We start from the raw sequence: 16,793 nt of genomic DNA, 5'->3' as shown, positions 1-16,793 counted from the left end.
CGCCTGGCAATCAGGCGACCGCGGATTTCAGCGCGTCGGTGAGGTCGGTCTTTTCCCACGGGAACAGATCGCCTTCCGGCGTGCGGCCGAAATGGCCATAGGCGGCGGTCTTGCGGTAGATCGGCTTGTTGAGCTTCAGCCCTTCGCGGATGCCGCGCGGGGTGAGGCCGCCGAGCTTCTCGCCCGCCACGGTGGTGATGGCCGCTTCCAGTGCGTCGTCCGCCACCGTGCCCGTGCCGTGCGTATCGACATAGAGCGACAGCGGCTCGGACACGCCGATCGCATAGGCGATCTGGATGGTGCAGCGGCTGGCAAGACCCGCGGCAACGATATTCTTGGCGAGGTATCGGGTGACGTATGCGGCTGAACGGTCGACCTTCGTCGGGTCCTTGCCGCTGAACGCGCCGCCGCCGTGCGGGGCCGCGCCGCCGTAGGTGTCGACGATGATCTTGCGCCCCGTCAGGCCGGCGTCGCCGTCCGGTCCGCCGATCTCGAAGCGGCCGGTGGGATTGATGTGGTACACGGTCTCGTTCGTCAGCAGCTCCGCCGGGATCACCTCGGCCACCACGCCGCGCACGTAATTGTGCAGCTCGGTTTCGTTGGAGCCGCTGTCGTAACCCGGCGCGTGCTGGGTCGACACGACGATCGCGGTCGCCGCCACCGGCTTGCCGCCGGCAAAGCGCAGCGTCACCTGGCTTTTGGTGTCGGGTTCGAGGAAAGGCGCCGCGCCGGAATGGCGATCTGCGGCCATCCGCTCCAGGATTTTGTGGCTGTAATAAAGGGTCGCGGGCATGAAGTCCGGGGTCTCGTCGCAAGCGAACCCGAACATGATGCCCTGATCCCCGGCGCCTTCGTCCTTTTCACCGCTGGCGTCCACGCCCTGTGCGATGTGGGCGGACTGGGGATGAAGGTTGTTGGCAAAGTCGAGTGTTTCCCAGTGGAAACCCTTTTGCGCGTAACCGATTTCCCGCACCACGTCGCGGACGGTAGCCTCGATCTCCTCTTTCACGCCGGGCGCCCAGTTGCCGTCGGCATCCATGATGCCTTCGCCGCGAACCTCGCCGGCCAGGACCACCTTCTGCGTCGTCGTCATCGTTTCGCACGCGACGCGCGCTTCCGGGTCCTTCGAAAGGAACAGGTCGACGATGGCATCGGAAATCTGGTCGGACACCTTGTCCGGATGGCCTTCGGACACGCTTTCGGAAGTGAACAGGTAATCGGACCGCATCGGAGAGAAATCCTGATATAAAGGAAGCTTTATGACTGAATTGCGCCTAGCGTTGCCACCGCCGTCTGACAAGCACGGACGCGGCAAAAGCCAGTAGGGCCCATGCAAGCGAAAGTGCGTTGCCGATCATCGCGAACCACGTCGGCGGGGCGGGCGGGGGCACGAATGCGTCGATGCGGCCGGGCCGCTCGCTGGTCGGCAGGTGCGCGCGCACCACGCCGCGCGCGTCGATCACGCCGCTGATCCCGTTCACGGTCGCGCGAAGCACCGGCAGCCCTTCCTCGATTGCCCGCATCCGCGCTTGTGCAAAATGCTGCGGCGGACCGAATGCGCCGAACCAGCCGTCGTTCGACGGGTTGAAGATGTAATCGGGCCGGTTGGCCCGGTCGACGACCTGGCCGGCGAATATGATCTCGTAGCAGATCTGGACGCCGACCTCGCCATAGGCGCCGAGGTCGAGCGTCCGGGGCCCCGGTCCGGGAATGAAGTCGATTGCGCCCGCCACCAGGCGCGTCGCGCCCAGCGGTTCCAGCAGCCAGCGCAGTGCCAGGTATTCGCCATACGGGACGAGGTGCGCCTTGCGATAGGTGCCCCGGAAGTTGCCCTGCGGATCGAGCACGCTGACCGCGTTATACGCGCCTGTCGCCTTGTCGCCTTCGATCTCCAGATCCACGGCGCCGGTCATCAGAAAACTGCCTTCGCCGATGGTTTGCCCGATGCGCCTGCGCGCATAGCGCGGATCGGCCCCTGCCGTCGTGGCGATGTAGAAGCGGCGCGGATACCCGTCGCGCAGGTAATCGGGCAGGCCCGATTCGGGCCAGAGAACCAGCCGCTGGCCCTGATCGCGGCGGGGCCGGGTGAGCTGGTCGAGCTGCTGGTACTGCGCCTCGTACAGCTCCGGCCGGTCGAGCTCCTCCTGCTGGAAGCCGGGCTGGATCAGGGTGACGGCCAGCGTTCCCGTCCGGCCCGGGGGCGCGGGCAGCATCATGCCGGCCGCCAGCAGCGCATAGACGGCCAGCGCCCGCCACCACGCGCGCACCGCCAGCAGCGCCGCGATGCCGCCCGCGATCAGGGCGGCGAGGCCGGAAAGCGCGTAAGTCCCCATCCAGGGCAGCAGGGCAGCAAGGCCGGGCCGGTCGAACGGGCCGAGCAGCATGAGGCCCAGCGGGTCCCACGCATAACCAGTGAAGACCCAGCTCCGCAGCCATTCCGAAATCGCCCACGCCCCGCCAAACGCAAACGCCAGCGGAACCGGGCGCGTCCCGCCCACCCGGCGAGCGAGCGCCGCGCCGATCGCAGGATAGATGGCCAGGTAAAGCGCGAGCAGCGGAACCGCGACCCAGCCCAGGGCTTGGGGCATGTTCGCCTGGTAGGTGAAGGCTGTGGCGATCCAGTTGTTGGCGAGGGTAAAATGCGCAACGCCAAACAGCCAGCCCAGCCAGGCGGCCTGCCGCCACCCGCTGGTCTGCGCGATCAGTGCGGCAAGACCGGCCACGCCCAGAAGGGCGATGGACCAGAGGCCGAGCGGCGGAAATCCCGTCGCCGCCAGCAGACCGCAGCCCAGTGCCGCGGCGCGGGGCCAGGCGAGTAAAGCCCGCCCGGCTTGCCGTATCGCACCCGCCATCGGAGCGTCCGCGCGGATTTTCCGTCAGCCGACCGCGGTCAGGCTCTCGCCTTCGCCGTCGTCGGCCGCCTTGCGCCGCCGCCGCGGTGCAGGCTTGCGTGCGGCTTCCACGCCCAGGTCGCCGGCTTCGCGTTCCGCACTGTCGGACGGCGCCGATGCCGGAGTGGCGAGGAACGCCGGCGGCAGGGCCGCCGAATCGATCTCGCCCGCGTCGGTCACCATCGTGTCGGTCTCGTCGTCCGCGCTGCGGCGGCTGCGCGCCCGGCGCGGTTCGCGCTCCCGGTTGGCATTATCGCGGGTGCCAGAATCGCCCGGGCCGGCGTCACGCGGGCGCGCCGGACGGGTGAAGGGGTTTTCGGCCGGCTCGAATTCGCTGGACTGCTGCGTGCCGGGTTCGCCTTCGCCGCTTTCGTCACGGCGGGGCCGCGAGCGACCGCGATCCCCGCGGCCGCGACTGTCATCGCGCCCCCGGTCATCACGCGTCCGGTCATCGCGCGCCCGGTCTTCACGTCCCCTGTCTTCACGCGACCGCTCGTCGCGCTGGCGGTCTTCCCGGCCGTGGCGCGGTGCGTCGAAATCTTCGTCGTCGCCGTCGTAATCGGACTGCAAGTCGCGGTTGTCGGATCGTCCGCCGCGCTGCTGTGCATCGTCCTGCCGGCTGCGGTTGTTGTCTGCGATGACCCGGAAATAGTGATCGGCGAACTGCAGATAGTATTCCGCCTGCACCCGGTCGCCATTGTGCTGCGCATCCTGCGCCAGCTTCTTGTATTTATCGAGCATCTGCGGCGCATTACCCCGCGCGCGGCTGTCGATCCGGTTCTGATTGCCACCGCCCTGCTGGCGATTATTCCGTCCACGACGACGGTTGCTGTTGTTATTGCGGTTGTTGTTCAAGGAAAACACTTCCTTCCGAGTGACCGTCCGCACATCTCCCGTCGCAGGACGTGTCAAGTGACCCCACCCCGCGCCCACACCGGACGCGGTGCTCCATTTGCCTTGTCCCAAGGGCTCCGCGCCCGGCCGGTCATGCAAATGTTGGAGCTAGGCCGTCCCGGTGGCGAACGCGTCGCGATCCGGGGAAACCTTGTGTGGCAGGTAGCCATCACCGCAGCGTTTGCCAAGCATTTATCGACGGGGCGTTCATCGACACCGCGTTTGTCGGCCCGCTACTCATCGCACGACGGCACGGGCGAGTACCAGGCAGCGCGGGCGCCCCGCCAGGTCGTGGTGGAGCGCGGCGGCAAAGCCTGCTTCTTCCGCAAGATTCGTCACCGCAGCGGCCTGTGTGTGACCGATCTCGAACGCCGCGACGCCGTCGGGTTCGAGCAGCGCGGCTGTCTGGGGGATAAGCACGCGATAGGCATCGAGCCCATCGGCCCCGGCGAACAGCGCCGCCGACGGCTCATGATCGCGGACTTCCGGAGCCAGCGCTGCGTCGTCTTCCACGTAAGGCGGGTTCGATACGACGAGGTCGAAGCGGCCGAGGTCGGCGCGCCACCCGGGCCGGTTCCAGTCACGCAGGACAACCTCGCCCGGGAGCCCGAGCTGCGCAAGATTGTTGGCGGCGACGTCTGCGGCTGCGGGCGATGCCTCGACCCCGATACCGGTCGCCCCCGGCAGCTCGCTGAGCAGCGCGGCGAGGAGCGCGCCCGACCCGGTGCCGAGGTCGAGCACCCGCCGCGCATCGGGCCGGGCGGCGAGGGCGGCGCGGACGATCGTCTCGCTGTCGGCGCGCGGGATCAGTACGCCGGGCGCGACGGCAAGGTCGAGCCCCCAGAACTCCTGCCGCCCGACGATGTAGGCGACGGGCACGTGCCGCGTGCGCTGTTCCACGAGGCGGTCCCATCCCGCGGGGGCGGGATCGCGCAGACAGGACAGCAGCATGCCGGACCGCGTCGTGCCGACCGCGTGGGCAAGGAGCAGTTCGGCATCGAGCCGCGCGGTGTCGCTCACCCCTGCCAGCCGGGCGGCGGCGGCGCGGATCGCCTCTCCGACGGTCACGCGCCCAGCGCGGCGAGCCGCTTCGCCTCGTCTTCCGCAACCAGTGCGTCGACCAGTTCTGACAGCCCCGGCCCGGCGAGCACGTCGTCGAGCTTGTGCAGTGTCAGCCCGATGCGGTGATCGGTGACGCGGCCTTGCGGAAAATTGTATGTGCGGATGCGTTCGGACCGGTCGCCGCTGCCGACCATCGCCCGCCGCGCTTCTGCCTCCGCCCCGTGCGCTTCGGCCCGCTTCAGGTCGTAGAGGCGCGTGCGCAGGACCTGCATCGCCTTGTCCTTGTTCTTGTGCTGGCTGCGCTGGTCCTGCTGGATAACGACGAGGCCGGTGGGCAGGTGGGTGAGGCGCACCGCGCTGTCGGTGGTGTTGACGTGCTGGCCGCCCGCGCCGCTGGCGCGGTAGATATCGATCTTGATGTCGCCAGGCTCGATCTGGATGTCGACTTCGTCGGGTTCGGGCAGGACGGCGACGGTCGCGGCGCTGGTGTGGATACGTCCGCCGCTTTCGGTCACCGGCACCCGCTGGACGCGGTGGACGCCGCTTTCGAACTTCAGCCTGGCGAACACGCCACTGCCCGCGACGTTGGCGACGATTTCCTTGAACCCGCCGATGTCGCTGGCGTTGATGCTGACCGGCTCCACGCGCCAGCCCTGTTCGGCGGCGAAGCGTTCGTACATGCGGTAGAGGTCGGCCGCGAACAGCGCCGCCTCGTCGCCGCCTGTCCCGGCGCGGATTTCCAGCATGGCGGGGCGGGCATCGGCGCTATCGCGCGGGAGCATGGCGACGGCCAGCGCACGCTCCGCATCGGGCAGCGCCGCGCGCAGCCGGGTTATTTCCTCCTCCGCCAGCGCCTTCATGTCGGGGTCGGCGTCGTCGAGTTGCTCGAGTTCGGCCAGCTCGCCCCGCATGGCGCGCACCTGCTCCGCCACGCGAACGACCGGTTCCAGCTCGGCGTAATCCCGGCTCGCGGCGACGAACTCCGCCCCCTCGAGTGTGCCCGAAGCCAGCCGCGCCTCCAGCTCGGCGAAGCGATGCGCGATCTGCTCGAGCCTGTCGGCGGAAATGGTCATCAGGCGTCCGGATCGATCCAGTCGGGGAGGCCGATGCCCGAATGCTCCGTCTGGCGCAGCCACTGCGCGTTCTGGGCCTTCGCGACGATGCCGGACACGTCGGCGGGAGCGACGCGGGCCTGCTCGCCATCGTGGAGGTCGCGCACGGTGACTTCGCCGGCGGCGATTTCGTCCTCTCCGATGAGCACGGCGACGAGCGCGCCCGCATCGTTGGCGCGGGCCATCCGCTTCTTGAGCTTGCCGGTGGCGTAGATCTCGACGTTGTTCCACTCGGCCCGGAGGGAGCGGGCGAGCGAATTGGCCTGGGCCAGACCGGCATCGTCCATCGGGATGATCGCGACGTCGAACCGCTCTTGTGGGGCACGTTCGCCCACCAGCATCGCCAGCCGCTCGATCCCGGCGGCCCATCCGACCGCCGGGGTCGGCGCGCCGCCGAGGCTTTCGATCAACCCGTCGTAGCGTCCCCCGCCGAGCACGGTTCCTTGCGCGCCCAGCCGGTCGGTGACGAATTCGAACGCGGTGTGGCGGTAATAATCGAGCCCGCGCACGAGCGCCGGGTTGCGGGTCCAGGCGACCCCGGCGGCGTCGAGGCCGCTCGTCACCTGTTCGAAGAACCGAACCGCTTCATCCGAGAGGTAGGCGTCGATCTGCGGAGCATCGGCGACGAACGCCCGGTCGCGCGGATCCTTGCTGTCGAGGATGCGCAGCGGATTTTTCTCCAGCCGCTCCTGCGAATCCTCGGACAGGTCCCCGCGCACCTGGCGAAAGTGTTCGACCAGCGCGGCGCGCCACGCTTCGCGGCTGTCGCCATCGCCCAGCGTGTTGAGGTGGAGCGTCACCCCGTCCGAAATGCCGAGTTCCTTGAGCAACTGGTCGGCCATCGCCAGCAGCTCCACGTCGGCCTGCGGTTCGCCGGCGCCGATGATCTCCGCGTCGAGCTGGTGGAACTGGCGGTAGCGCCCTTTCTGCGGCCGCTCGTACCGGAACAGCGGCCCCTGAGTCGCCACCTTCAGCGGCGCGTGCTGCTGCCAGCCGTTGGTGATGAACGCGCGCGCGATCCCGGCGGTGAATTCGGGCCGCAAGGTCAGGCTCTCCCCGCCGCGATCCTCGAACGAATACATCTCCTTGGATACGATGTCGGTCGTCTCGCCGATGGAGCGGGCGAACACCTCGGTCCGCTCGAACACCGGCATCTCGACGCGCCGCATGCGATAGAGCTTGCGCACGCGCTCGAACGTCTCGACCACGAAGGCGAATACCTCGGCTTCCGGCCCGAAGATGTCCTGGGTGCCGCGGATGGCTTGCGGGGTTTTCGTGCTGCTCATGTCGTCGGCGCCGTTAGCGCGTTCGCCCCGGCGGCGAAAGGCGCTCGTCGAAGCCGTGCTTGCGCGGGCGCGGTGGCTGCCCCATGCGGCGGGGCATGCCTATCCGTTTCCTGACCGCTGTCGCCGCCCTGCCGCTCGCCCTTGTGCTCTCGGCCCCCGTCCAAGCCCAGGGCCCGGTACGGTCGATGCCGCCGGTCGCCGCCGCGCCGCTGGCCCCGCCCCTGCCGCCGAGCGCGGACGTTGCCTACCCCGGCACGATGACGTTGCACGTCGATGCCAGCGACACGATCGGGCGCACGATGCGCGCGGTGCAGACCGTGCCCGTGGCGCCAGGCACGCGCGAACTGGTGCTGCTCTACCCGAAGTGGCTGCCGGGCAATCACGGCCCGACCGGCCAGATTCACCGCATCGGCGACGTGCGCTTCACCGCCGGCGGCGCGCCGCTGGAATGGGAGCGGGACGCGGGCGAGCCTTACGCGTTCCGCATCAGCCTGCCCGAAGGCGCGCGCGAGGTAATGGCGCATCTCACCTACACCAACCCGTTCACCACCGGCGACTGGCGGCCGCTGATGACCCAGGCGATCGCCAACGTGCAGTGGGAAAAGATCAGTCTGTACCCCGTGGGCCACGCCGTGCGCCGCATTCGCGTCGCCCCGCGCCTCACCCTGCCGGAAGGCTGGACGGCGGCCGCCGCGCTCGACGGGCAGACGGTGCAGGGCCGCGATGTGATCTGGGCGGAAACCGATTACGAGACGCTGGTCGATTCCCCGGTCTTCGCCGGCGCGCATGCGCGAAGCTGGGACCTGGGGCAGAACGTGCGGCTCAACGTGTTCGCCGATCACCCGCGCCAGCTCGCCGCCCCGCCGGAAATGCTTCCCGCGCACCGCAAGCTGGTGGCAGAGGCGATCGCCCTGTTCGGCACGCGGCAATTCGACCGCTACGAATTCCTGGTCGCGCTGACTGACGAACTCGGCGGCATCGGGCTGGAACATCACCGGTCGAGCGAGAACACCTTCAGCGGCAACGGCTATACGGACTGGAACGGGACGGCCCACCAGCGCGGATTGCTGCCGCACGAGATGATCCATAGCTGGAACGGCAAGCATCGCCGCCCGGCGGCGTTGTGGGCGCCCGATTACCACACGCCCACCTCGGGAGCATTGCTGTGGGTCTATGAAGGCCAGACGAGCTTCTGGGATTCGATCCTGGCCGCCCGGTCCGGCCTCCAGCCCAAGGAAGTCGCACTGGGAGAGATCGCCAGCAACGCCGCCTATTACGCGGCGCAGGCAGGGCGAGGCTGGCGTTCGGTGGAGGACACCACGTTCAACCCCGCGCTCGCCTACCGCAAGCCGCAGCCCTTCGCCTCGCTGTCGCGCGGAACGGACTATTACAATGAAAGCGCGCTGATCTGGCTGGAGGCGGACCAGATCATCCGGCGCGGCACCGGCGAGCGGCGCGGGCTGGAGCATTTCGCCCGCGCGTTCTTCGGCACGCGCGAAGGGGATTGGGGCGTGCGGACCTATACCTTCGAGGATGTGGTGGCAGCGCTGAACGCGGTTTACCCCCACGACTGGGCCACGTTCCTCGACACGCGGTTCCGGCAGCCGGGCCAGCCGGCGCCGCTGAAGGGTATCGAGATGGCCGGGTATCGCCTGGTGTGGAAGGAGGAGCCCAATCCGTTCACCCGCTCTGGCGGCGCGGCGGGCGACTTCACCTGGTCGCTCGGCTTCAGCGTCGGCAGCGACGGCGCGGTGAGCGGCACCCATTGGGGCAGCCCGGGATTCGACGCCGGGCTGCTGCCGGGGACGACGATCGTATCCGTCGATGGCCTTGCCTTTTCCCGCGACCGGCTGACCGCGGCCGTCAAGGACGCCAAGGGGACGGACCGGCCCATCCGGCTGATCGTGAAGCGCGGCGACCGGTTCGATACGGTGGACGTGAAATGGAACGGCGGCCTGCGCTTCCCGTGGATCGAGCCGGCCGGCACGGGCACGCAGCCGCTCGATCGCCTGCTCGCGCCCAGAACCGGTAACTGACGCAAGGCGGCACCGTTATCCCTGTTGCGGCGCATAATGGCCGCCGCTAGAGGCGCGCGCCATGCAGATCGAAAAGATTCCCGTCGGCGACAATCCGCCCGAAAGCCTCAATGTCATCATCGAGGTCCCCACCGGGGGCGAGCCGGTGAAGTACGAATTCGACAAGGCAAGCGGCGCGTTGTTCGTTGACCGCATCCTGCACACGCCGATGCGCTACCCGGCGAACTACGGCTTCGTGCCGCACACCCTGTCCGACGATGGCGACCCGATCGATGCGCTGGTCATCAGCCGCAGCCCGTTCATCCCCGGATGCGTGGTGCGCGCCCGGCCCATCGGCGTGCTGCACCTGGAAGACGAGCACGGCGGCGACGAGAAGCTCATCTGCGTGCCGATCGACACAACCTTCCCTTATTATTCCGACGTCGCCGAGACGAAGGACCTGCCTTCGATCATCTTCCAGCAGATCGAGCACTTCTTCACGCACTACAAGGACTTGGAAGCCGAGAAGTGGGTGCGGGTCGGCAAGTGGGGCGATGCGGAAGAGGCGCGCCGCCTGGTGATCGAGGCGATCGACCGCTACGCGGCCAAGGGCGACTGATACCCGCCGGGTGACGCGCCGCGCTGGGGGCAGCCGAAGCGCGCCCTGTCGGTGAAACGGCGCCCGATCAGGCTGTCGCCACGGTCATTCCATCAACCCGGATGCTCGGCGCGTTGATCGATCGCCAGCATTCGAGGTCGTCGGCGACGCGCATCGCGGCGAACATGTCCACCAGGTTGCCCGCGATGGTGAAGCCTGCGATCGGCCCTTCGATCTGGCCATCGACGATGCGCCGCCCCGCCGCGCCGCGGCTGTAGTCGCCAGTGACCAGGTTCACGCCCTGACCGATCAGGTAATCGACCAGCACGCCTTCGCGGATATCGGCGATCATCGCCGCCAGCGTTTCTTCCGCCGGCATGAGGTCCACGTTAGTGGCGCTCACGCTGGGTGCGCCGGCCGATCCGCGCGCGGCATGGCCGGTGAGCGGCAAGCCGAGCTGCGCGGCCGACGCGACGTTCGAAGGCCAGCATTGCACCCGGCCATGCTCGACCAGAACGCGCGGGACGCAGGCGATGCCTTCGCCGTCGAACGGGCGGGACGCCGGGCCGCGCGGACGTAAGGGGTCCTCCACCAGCCGGATGCCATCGGAAAACAGCGCGGCATCCCGCCGGTCCGCCAGGAAACTTGCCCGGCGGGCGAGGGAGGGCGCCGCCATCGCGCCGAACAGGTGGCTCACCAGCGATGCCGAAACGCGGGCGTCGAACACCACCGGCAGGCGCCCTGCCGGCGGGCTGCCGGGATCGAGCCGGCGGGCGGCACGCTCCCCCGCCAGCGTTCCGATTTCCTGCGCCGTCGGCAGGTCGGCCAGGTGCCGGGCGCTGCGCAGGGCATGGTCGCGCTGCATCCGGGCCCCTTCGCCGGCGATCACGCTGGCGTGCAGTGAATGGTGCGATCCTTCGTAGCCGGCGGCGAACCCCGTGCTGGTTACCAGCGCCACCGCACCCCGGGACATCCCGGCCGATCCCCCTTCGCTGTTGCGCACGCCTGCGACGGCGCGGGCGGCGTCTTCCACCTCGGCGGCACGATCGCGCAGCTGTGCGGGGGAAAGTTCGGCACGATCCGCCAGGTCGAGCGCAGGCATGCGCGCCGGGTTGGCCAGCGCATCTGCGGGCGCGAGTGCCGCGTATTCGTCCTCGGGCGCATGGCGCGCCATGGCTACGGCGCGCATCGCGAGCTCTTCCATGCCGGCCCGGCTGAGGTCGCTGGTCGAGACGCTGGCGGAACGGTTGCCGACAAAGGCGCGCAAGCCGATCTCGACTCCTTCGGAACGGTCGATATCCTCCAGCGCGCCCAGGCGGACGCTGACCGATTGCGCGGAACTGGCGCGCGCCACCGCGTCGGCGCCGTCCGCTCCGTGACGGCGCGCCGTAGCGACCAGCGCGGCGGCGGAGTCGATAAGGTCCTGAATCAGCATCGGGGGCAGCTAGGTGCCCGGGACGATCGGGGCAAGCCTGCCGCCGCTGGAAGCGCGCCCGTCAGGCGATCGCGGCGATCCCCTTGAAGATGCCGGTGAGCACGAAGGGAAGGCCGATTGCGAGCATCCAGAGCAGGATCGCATCGCGGCGGAACGGGCCCCGCAAGGCCGGGTCGGCGGCGGCTTCGTCGGAAATGCCGATCCAGCGGCTTTCGAACATGCGGCAGGCAGGAATGATCGCGGCGACGAGCACGACGAGCGCGAGATAGGGCAGCAGCGAAGTCGAACCGGCCTTCAGCGCGTGGATGGTCACGAAGATCTGCAGTCCGGTATAGACCAGCAGGGCATAGGCGATGTTGTCGCTCATGCGCTTGCGCCAGTCCAGCTTGCGGCCGGTCGCCGCCGTATCGTGCGCATGCACATGAATGCCGCGCTTCGTCGCCTCGGGCATAGCCCAGTTCTCCCCAGTCATCTCTCCGCCGCCGAGTGTCTCAAATTCGCAACCCATGTGCAAGGGGACTTATCCCGTGCGGTTTGCGCACCCTTGCAGGGGCAAGCGCTGCGCATCCTTGCGCCATGCACGAAACCTGCCAGCCGGGGTTTTCACGTGGTCCCACGGTGCTAAATGATCGGACGATGAGCACCGTGGATCTTGCCGCCCCCGCGCCCGGTTCGGGCGCCGGCCACCTGCCGGTGGCTGATGCCACCGCGCCCCTGCCCAACGGCGGGCTGGAGGTGATCTCGATCGCCAAGAGCTACGACAAGCGATCGGTGCTGAGCGACATCTCGCTGACGGTCGGCAAGGGCGAGGTGCTGGGCCTGCTCGGCCCCAACGGGGCGGGCAAGACGACCTGCTTCTATTCCATCATGGGTCTCGTCCGTCCCGATTCGGGCCGCATCCTGATGGATGGGGAGGATGTGACGAAGCTGCCGATGTATCGCCGGGCGATCCTGGGCCTCGGCTACCTGCCGCAGGAAACCAGCATCTTCCGCGGCATGACGGTGGAACAGAACATCAACTGCGTGCTCGAACTGGGAGAGCCCGACAAGGCGACCCGCGCGGCGGAGCTTGATCGGCTGCTCGAGGAATTCGGCCTCACGCGGCTTCGGACCAGCCCGGCGATGGCGCTTTCGGGCGGGGAGCGGCGGCGGTGCGAGATCGCCCGCGCGCTGGCGGCAAAACCGTCCATCATGCTGCTCGACGAACCCTTTGCCGGCATCGATCCCCTGTCGATCAGCGACATCCGCGACCTGGTGAAGGATCTCAAGACCCGCGGGATCGGTGTGCTCATCACCGACCACAACGTGCGCGAGACGCTGGAGATCGTCGACCGCGCGTGCATCATCTATGGCGGGCAGGTGCTGTTCGCCGGCACGCCGCAGGCGCTGGTGGCGGACGAGAACGTGCGGCGCCTCTACCTGGGTGAGAACTTCACCCTGTGACCGGCCACCGCGCCCCGGGCTGACCATGGCACTCGGTCCGCGTCTCGACCTGCGGCAGTCGCAATCGCTGGTAATGACGCCGCAGTTGCAGCAGGCGATCAAGCTGCTGGCGCTGTCGAACCTGGAGCTCGAGACCTTTATCGGCCAGGCGCTCGAGGCGAACCCGCTGCTGGAGATGGGCGAGACAAGCCGCGAGAACGCGGCCCCCGATGCAGCTTCCGATGCAACCGATCTCCTGCCGGCTGAGCCGGGTGCAGACAGCGCGGGGGGCGATGGCGCGCTGGACATCGACCCGGGCACGCTCGACCATGACCGGGACACCGGCGACGGCGACTGGAGCGCCGGCCATTCTTCCGCCCCCGCGGCCGAGGGTCCCGCGATCGACGAGCGCGCCGCCGCGGGTGGCCCCAGCCTGGCCGAGCATCTCCATGCGCAAGTCGGCGCGGTGGCGGGCGACGCGCGCGAGACGTTCGTTGCGCGGGCGCTGATCGATCAGCTCGACGATGCGGGCTACCTCACGGTGCCCCTTGCCGAGATCGCCGCCACGCTGGGACTGCCCTTGGCCGAAGTGGAGCGGGCGCTGGCCGTGGTCCAGTCGCTCGATCCCACCGGCGTCGGCGCGCGGACCCTTGCCGAATGCATCGCGCTCCAGGCGAAGGAGGCGGACCGCTACGATCCGTGCATGGCGCGCCTGATCGACAACCTGGAGCTTGTCGCCCGCGGCGATGTCGCGCGATTGAAGCGCATGTGCGAAGTCGATGACGAGGATTTCGCCGACATGCTCGCCGAACTCCGCCGTTACGATCCGCGCCCGGGCCTGCGCTTCGGTGGCGGGGGCGAGGCGGCGGTGACGCCCGATATCCTCCTCGTCCCCGCCAATGACGCGGATTGGGCGCTGGCGCTGAACGAGGCGACGCTGCCGCGGCTGATCGTCAACCGGACGTACTATCTGGAACTGAAGGCCGGCTGCCGGGATCGGCTGGCCCATGGCTGGCTGAAGGAACAGCTGGCCGAAGCGAACTGGCTCCTGAAGGCGCTCGACCAGCGGGCGCGTACGATCCTCAAGGTCGCCGCCGAGATCGTGAAGCGCCAGGACGGGTTCTTCCGCCGCGGGGTTGCGGAGCTCAAGCCGCTGACCCTGCGCGCGGTGGCCGAGGCGGTGGACCTGCATGAAAGCACCGTCAGCCGGGTGACCAGCAACAAGTATCTCACCTGCCCGCGCGGCACGTTCGAACTGAAATACTTCTTCACCAGCGGCGTGGCGACGGCGGACGGGGAAGGGACCGCCAGCGCCGAAGCGGTGAAGGCCGCGATCGCCGAACTGATCGCGGCGGAAGACCCCGCGGCTGTCCTCAGCGACGATACCCTGGTGGACCTGCTCAAGGGCAAGGGCTTCGACCTCGCCCGGCGGACCGTAGCGAAATACCGCGAATCGCTTGGCATCGGCAGCAGCGTGCAGCGCCGCCGAGCCAAGAAGCTGGCATCTCTCTGACAGGGCGGAGCGGGGGCGAAACCAACCTGTTGCCGAAATGACCCGGTGCTTTGCGGTGCCGCGCTTTACGCCTCGTTAACCTTTTTCCTTCAGATGTTTTGTGGTTAACCGCGAACACACCCTGTCATCGGGGTTATCCGTTCGCGGACATTAGGGGCACTCAGGGGGGACCTGGCCATGCGCGTGTTGCTGATCGAGGACGAGCCGACCACGGCCAAGGCGATCGAGCTTATGCTCACGACCGAAGGATTCAATGTCTACCAGACCGATCTCGGCGAGGAAGGCCTGGATCTGGGCAAGCTGTATGATTACGACATCATCCTGCTCGATCTCAATCTGCCCGACATGCACGGGTACGACGTGCTGAAGAAGCTGCGCGTCGCCAAGGTGCAGACGCCCGTGCTGATCCTTTCGGGCGTGGCGGAGATGGACTCCAAGATCCGCAGCTTCGGTTTCGGCGCGGACGATTACGTCACCAAGCCGTTCCACCGCGAGGAACTGGTTGCCCGCATCCACGCCGTCGTCCGCCGGTCGAAGGGGCACAGCCAGTCGGTCATCCGCACCGGCAAGCTCGCCGTGAACCTCGACGCCAAGACGGTCGAGGTCGACAGCGCCCGGGTCCACCTGACGGGCAAGGAATACGCGATGCTGGAGCTGCTCAGCTTGCGCAAGGGCACCACGCTGACCAAGGAAATGTTCCTCAACCACCTGTATGGCGGGATGGACGAGCCCGAGCTCAAGATCATCGACGTGTTCATCTGCAAGCTGCGCAAGAAACTGAGCCACGCGTGCAGCGGCGAAAACTACATCGAGACCGTGTGGGGCCGCGGCTACGTGCTGCGCGACCCGAATGACGCGGCCGAGGCGGCCTGACCGCCCGAATCCGGACACACCGTTTCCTTCTGGACGGGGAAAGAAACCGCCCGGCGCCGTAGCGGTCCGGGCGGTTTTTTCATTCCTGCGCGCCGGTTCCGGGCCGTCCGCCTAGTTTTTCTTTGTTTCCCGCCGCCGCCGCGACCGGCAGTCATCGGCTGATGATGCATTTCGGCGAATTCGATCTCATGGTCCTGCTGCCGTTCATCGCGATCGGTTTCGCCGCGCAGCTCGTCGACGGGGCGCTGGGCATGGCGTTCGGGGTCATCATGAACACCCTGCTGGTGGGCGTGCTGGGCGTCCCCCCCGCGATCGCATCGCAGCGGGTGCACGTGGTGGAATGCTTCACCACCGCGACGTCCGGCCTCAGCCACCTGTTCCACCGGAACATCGACTTCAGGCTGTTCCTGCGCCTGCTGGTGCCGGGCGTGATCGGCGGCGTCATGGGCGCGTACCTGTTGTCGAACATCGACGCGGGCGCGGTGAAACCGTTCGTGCTGCTCTACCTCACCGGAATCGGCGTGTACCTGCTGGTGCGCGGACTGCTCTACCCGCCGAAGAAGCGGGAGGCGAAGTATGTCGCCCCGCTCGGCCTCGTCGGCGGGTTTCTCGATGCGGCGGGCGGCGGCGGCTGGGGTCCGGTGGTGACGTCCAACCTGCTGGTCCAGGGTGCGGATCCCCGCAAGGTAGTGGGCACGGTCAACTCGGTCGAATTCTTCCTGACGCTGACGATCTCCGCCGCGTTCATCTGGCACCTGGGCATCGCCGATCTTGCCGGGCCCACGCTCGGCCTGCTGATAGGCGGCGTGTTCGGCGCGCCGTTCGGCGCCTGGGCGGCAAAGCACGTTCCGGCCAAGTGGATGCTGATCCTGGTCGGCATCGTGCTGTCCCTCACCAGCGCTTACGGGGTCTGGACCGCCTGGATCAAATAGGGTTTAGGCGCGGGCCCATGACCGCGCACAAACCCGGCGATCCCACCACGCTCAACCGCCTCTATGGCCGCAGCCAGGGCAAGCCGCTGCGCGCCGGCCAGCAGGCGCTGGTCGATACACTCCTGCCCCAGATCGCCGTGCCGACGGACGGGCCGGTGACGGCGGCCCGCCTGTTCGGCGACGATCGTCCGCTGCACTTCGAGATCGGCTTCGGCGGGGGGGAGCACCTCGCCTACCGGGCGGACCTGCTGCCCGATCACGGGTTCATCGGCGCGGAGCCTTTCGTCAACGGGGTGGCGCAGGCGCTGGTCCATGTACGCGACGGCAAGCTGGCGAACGTCCGCCTGCACCTCGGCGATGCGCTGGAGGTCCTCCGCCTGATCCCCGACGGCGCGCTGTCGATGGTTTACCTGCTTCACCCCGACCCCTGGCCCAAGGCGCGCCATGCCAAGCGGCGGATGATGAACGACGGCCCGCTGCAACTGATCGCGGACAAGCTGAAACCGGGCGGCGAATTCCGCTTCGGCACCGACCACGCGGTCTACCTGCGCCACGCGCTGATGGTCATGCGGCGCTTTACGGGCGAATTCGAATGGCTGGTGGAAGGCCGGGGGAGCTGGGGAAATCGCCCCTCCGGCTGGCCGGAAACCCGCTACGAACACAAGGCGCGCACCGTCTACGGCCACGAGGTGTGGTATTTCCGCTTCCGGCGGAAGTGAGCGTCCGCTGCACCAGCCTCGGGATTGTCAGACCTGGGCGG

Annotated in this window: 15 protein-coding genes; 7 read left to right on the top strand and 8 right to left on the bottom strand. The window is 68.2% G+C overall.

Going from position 1 to position 16,793, the window contains the following annotated elements; all coding sequences use genetic code 11:
• Positions 1-10 precede the first annotated feature (10 nt).
• From metK to hisS, 6 genes are all read right to left on the bottom strand, one after another.
• Positions 11-1,228, bottom strand: a complete 1,218-nt coding sequence (metK, locus tag GRI40_RS08060) for a methionine adenosyltransferase (protein WP_160610843.1) — start codon at positions 1,226-1,228, stop codon at positions 11-13.
• A 46-nt stretch (positions 1,229-1,274) separates the two neighbouring features.
• Positions 1,275-2,852 (bottom strand): apolipoprotein N-acyltransferase, encoded by a 1,578-nt coding sequence (gene lnt, locus GRI40_RS08055; RefSeq protein WP_160610842.1) that lies wholly within the window; start codon positions 2,850-2,852, stop codon positions 1,275-1,277.
• Between the two features lie 24 nt (positions 2,853-2,876).
• Positions 2,877-3,755, bottom strand: coding sequence for a DUF4167 domain-containing protein (locus tag GRI40_RS08050; RefSeq protein ID WP_337190547.1), 879 nt, complete (start codon positions 3,753-3,755; stop codon positions 2,877-2,879).
• 267 nt (positions 3,756-4,022) lie between these two features.
• Entirely contained in the window at positions 4,023-4,853 is an 831-nt protein-coding gene (gene prmC / locus GRI40_RS13875; RefSeq protein ID WP_160610840.1) for a peptide chain release factor N(5)-glutamine methyltransferase, read from the bottom strand.
• The gene (prfA, locus tag GRI40_RS13870) at positions 4,850-5,920 is read right to left on the bottom strand and encodes a peptide chain release factor 1 (protein WP_160610839.1); all 1,071 of its coding nucleotides are present in this window, start codon (positions 5,918-5,920) and stop codon (positions 4,850-4,852) included. Before prfA ends, prmC begins: the two co-directional genes overlap by 4 nt.
• Positions 5,920-7,245 (bottom strand): histidine--tRNA ligase, encoded by a 1,326-nt coding sequence (gene hisS, locus GRI40_RS08035; RefSeq protein WP_160610838.1) that lies wholly within the window; start codon positions 7,243-7,245, stop codon positions 5,920-5,922. The genes prfA and hisS overlap by 1 nt, the downstream gene beginning before the upstream one ends.
• Positions 7,246-7,340: 95 nt before the next feature.
• On the opposite strand from hisS, the gene GRI40_RS08030 reads away from it, so the two are divergent.
• Together GRI40_RS08030 and ppa are read left to right on the top strand one after the other, a co-directional pair.
• Entirely contained in the window at positions 7,341-9,281 is a 1,941-nt protein-coding gene (locus GRI40_RS08030) for a M61 family metallopeptidase (RefSeq protein WP_202390163.1), read from the top strand.
• 61 nt (positions 9,282-9,342) lie between these two features.
• Complete coding sequence (ppa, locus tag GRI40_RS08025) at positions 9,343-9,879, top strand: inorganic diphosphatase (protein WP_160610837.1); 537 nt, start codon at positions 9,343-9,345, stop codon at positions 9,877-9,879.
• Positions 9,880-9,946: 67 nt separating this feature from the next.
• Here ppa and GRI40_RS08020 read toward each other — a convergent pair whose 3' ends face one another.
• A complete protein-coding gene (locus GRI40_RS08020; RefSeq protein ID WP_160610836.1) occupies positions 9,947-11,293 on the bottom strand; it encodes a TldD/PmbA family protein in 1,347 nt (448 codons plus the stop codon).
• Between the two features lie 61 nt (positions 11,294-11,354).
• Positions 11,355-11,801: a hypothetical protein gene (locus GRI40_RS08015; RefSeq protein ID WP_237489026.1), complete on the bottom strand. Its 447-nt coding sequence runs from the start codon at positions 11,799-11,801 to the stop codon at positions 11,355-11,357.
• Positions 11,802-11,929: 128 nt separating this feature from the next.
• On the opposite strand from GRI40_RS08015, the gene lptB reads away from it, so the two are divergent.
• The 5 genes from lptB to trmB all read left to right on the top strand — a co-directional run bounded on the left by lptB (position 11,930) and on the right by trmB (position 16,752).
• Entirely contained in the window at positions 11,930-12,736 is an 807-nt protein-coding gene (gene lptB / locus GRI40_RS08010; RefSeq protein ID WP_160610835.1) for an LPS export ABC transporter ATP-binding protein, read from the top strand.
• Between the two features lie 25 nt (positions 12,737-12,761).
• On the top strand, positions 12,762-14,228 hold the full coding sequence (gene rpoN / locus GRI40_RS08005) for an RNA polymerase factor sigma-54 (RefSeq protein WP_160610834.1): 1,467 nt from the start codon (positions 12,762-12,764) through the stop codon (positions 14,226-14,228).
• A gap of 177 nt (positions 14,229-14,405) precedes the next feature.
• Complete coding sequence (ctrA, locus tag GRI40_RS08000) at positions 14,406-15,101, top strand: response regulator transcription factor CtrA (protein WP_160610833.1); 696 nt, start codon at positions 14,406-14,408, stop codon at positions 15,099-15,101.
• A 164-nt stretch (positions 15,102-15,265) separates the two neighbouring features.
• Complete coding sequence (locus GRI40_RS07995; protein ID WP_420006873.1) at positions 15,266-16,033, top strand: sulfite exporter TauE/SafE family protein; 768 nt, start codon at positions 15,266-15,268, stop codon at positions 16,031-16,033.
• Positions 16,034-16,050: 17 nt separating this feature from the next.
• Entirely contained in the window at positions 16,051-16,752 is a 702-nt protein-coding gene (gene trmB, locus GRI40_RS07990; RefSeq protein ID WP_160610831.1) for a tRNA (guanine(46)-N(7))-methyltransferase TrmB, read from the top strand.
• Positions 16,753-16,793: the final 41 nt, after the last annotated feature.

The sequence above is a fragment of the Tsuneonella aeria genome, assembly GCF_009827495.1.
In the GTDB taxonomy this organism is placed as follows: Bacteria; Pseudomonadota; Alphaproteobacteria; order Sphingomonadales; family Sphingomonadaceae; genus Tsuneonella; species Tsuneonella aeria.
The sequence above is the reverse complement of the archived record's forward strand: the minus strand, read 5'-3'. Positions and strand labels throughout refer to the sequence as shown.

What these genes read in the sequence shown, in the direction of transcription:
- GRI40_RS08015 (WP_237489026.1), bottom strand. Translation starts at nt 11,801, where the DNA reads ATGGGTTGCGAATTTGAGACACTCGGCGGCGGAGAGATGACTGGGGAG.
- metK (WP_160610843.1), bottom strand. Translation starts at nt 1,228, where the DNA reads ATGCGGTCCGATTACCTGTTCACTTCCGAAAGCGTGTCCGAAGGCCAT.
- lptB (WP_160610835.1), top strand. Translation starts at nt 11,930, where the DNA reads ATGAGCACCGTGGATCTTGCCGCCCCCGCGCCCGGTTCGGGCGCCGGC.
- hisS (WP_160610838.1), bottom strand. Translation starts at nt 7,245, where the DNA reads ATGAGCAGCACGAAAACCCCGCAAGCCATCCGCGGCACCCAGGACATC.
- prfA (WP_160610839.1), bottom strand. Translation starts at nt 5,920, where the DNA reads ATGACCATTTCCGCCGACAGGCTCGAGCAGATCGCGCATCGCTTCGCC.
- ppa (WP_160610837.1), top strand. Translation starts at nt 9,343, where the DNA reads ATGCAGATCGAAAAGATTCCCGTCGGCGACAATCCGCCCGAAAGCCTC.
- lnt (WP_160610842.1), bottom strand. Translation starts at nt 2,852, where the DNA reads ATGGCGGGTGCGATACGGCAAGCCGGGCGGGCTTTACTCGCCTGGCCC.
- rpoN (WP_160610834.1), top strand. Translation starts at nt 12,762, where the DNA reads ATGGCACTCGGTCCGCGTCTCGACCTGCGGCAGTCGCAATCGCTGGTA.
- trmB (WP_160610831.1), top strand. Translation starts at nt 16,051, where the DNA reads ATGACCGCGCACAAACCCGGCGATCCCACCACGCTCAACCGCCTCTAT.
- GRI40_RS08020 (WP_160610836.1), bottom strand. Translation starts at nt 11,293, where the DNA reads ATGCTGATTCAGGACCTTATCGACTCCGCCGCCGCGCTGGTCGCTACG.
- ctrA (WP_160610833.1), top strand. Translation starts at nt 14,406, where the DNA reads ATGCGCGTGTTGCTGATCGAGGACGAGCCGACCACGGCCAAGGCGATC.
- GRI40_RS08030 (WP_202390163.1), top strand. Translation starts at nt 7,341, where the DNA reads ATGCCTATCCGTTTCCTGACCGCTGTCGCCGCCCTGCCGCTCGCCCTT.
- GRI40_RS07995 (WP_420006873.1), top strand. Translation starts at nt 15,266, where the DNA reads ATGCATTTCGGCGAATTCGATCTCATGGTCCTGCTGCCGTTCATCGCG.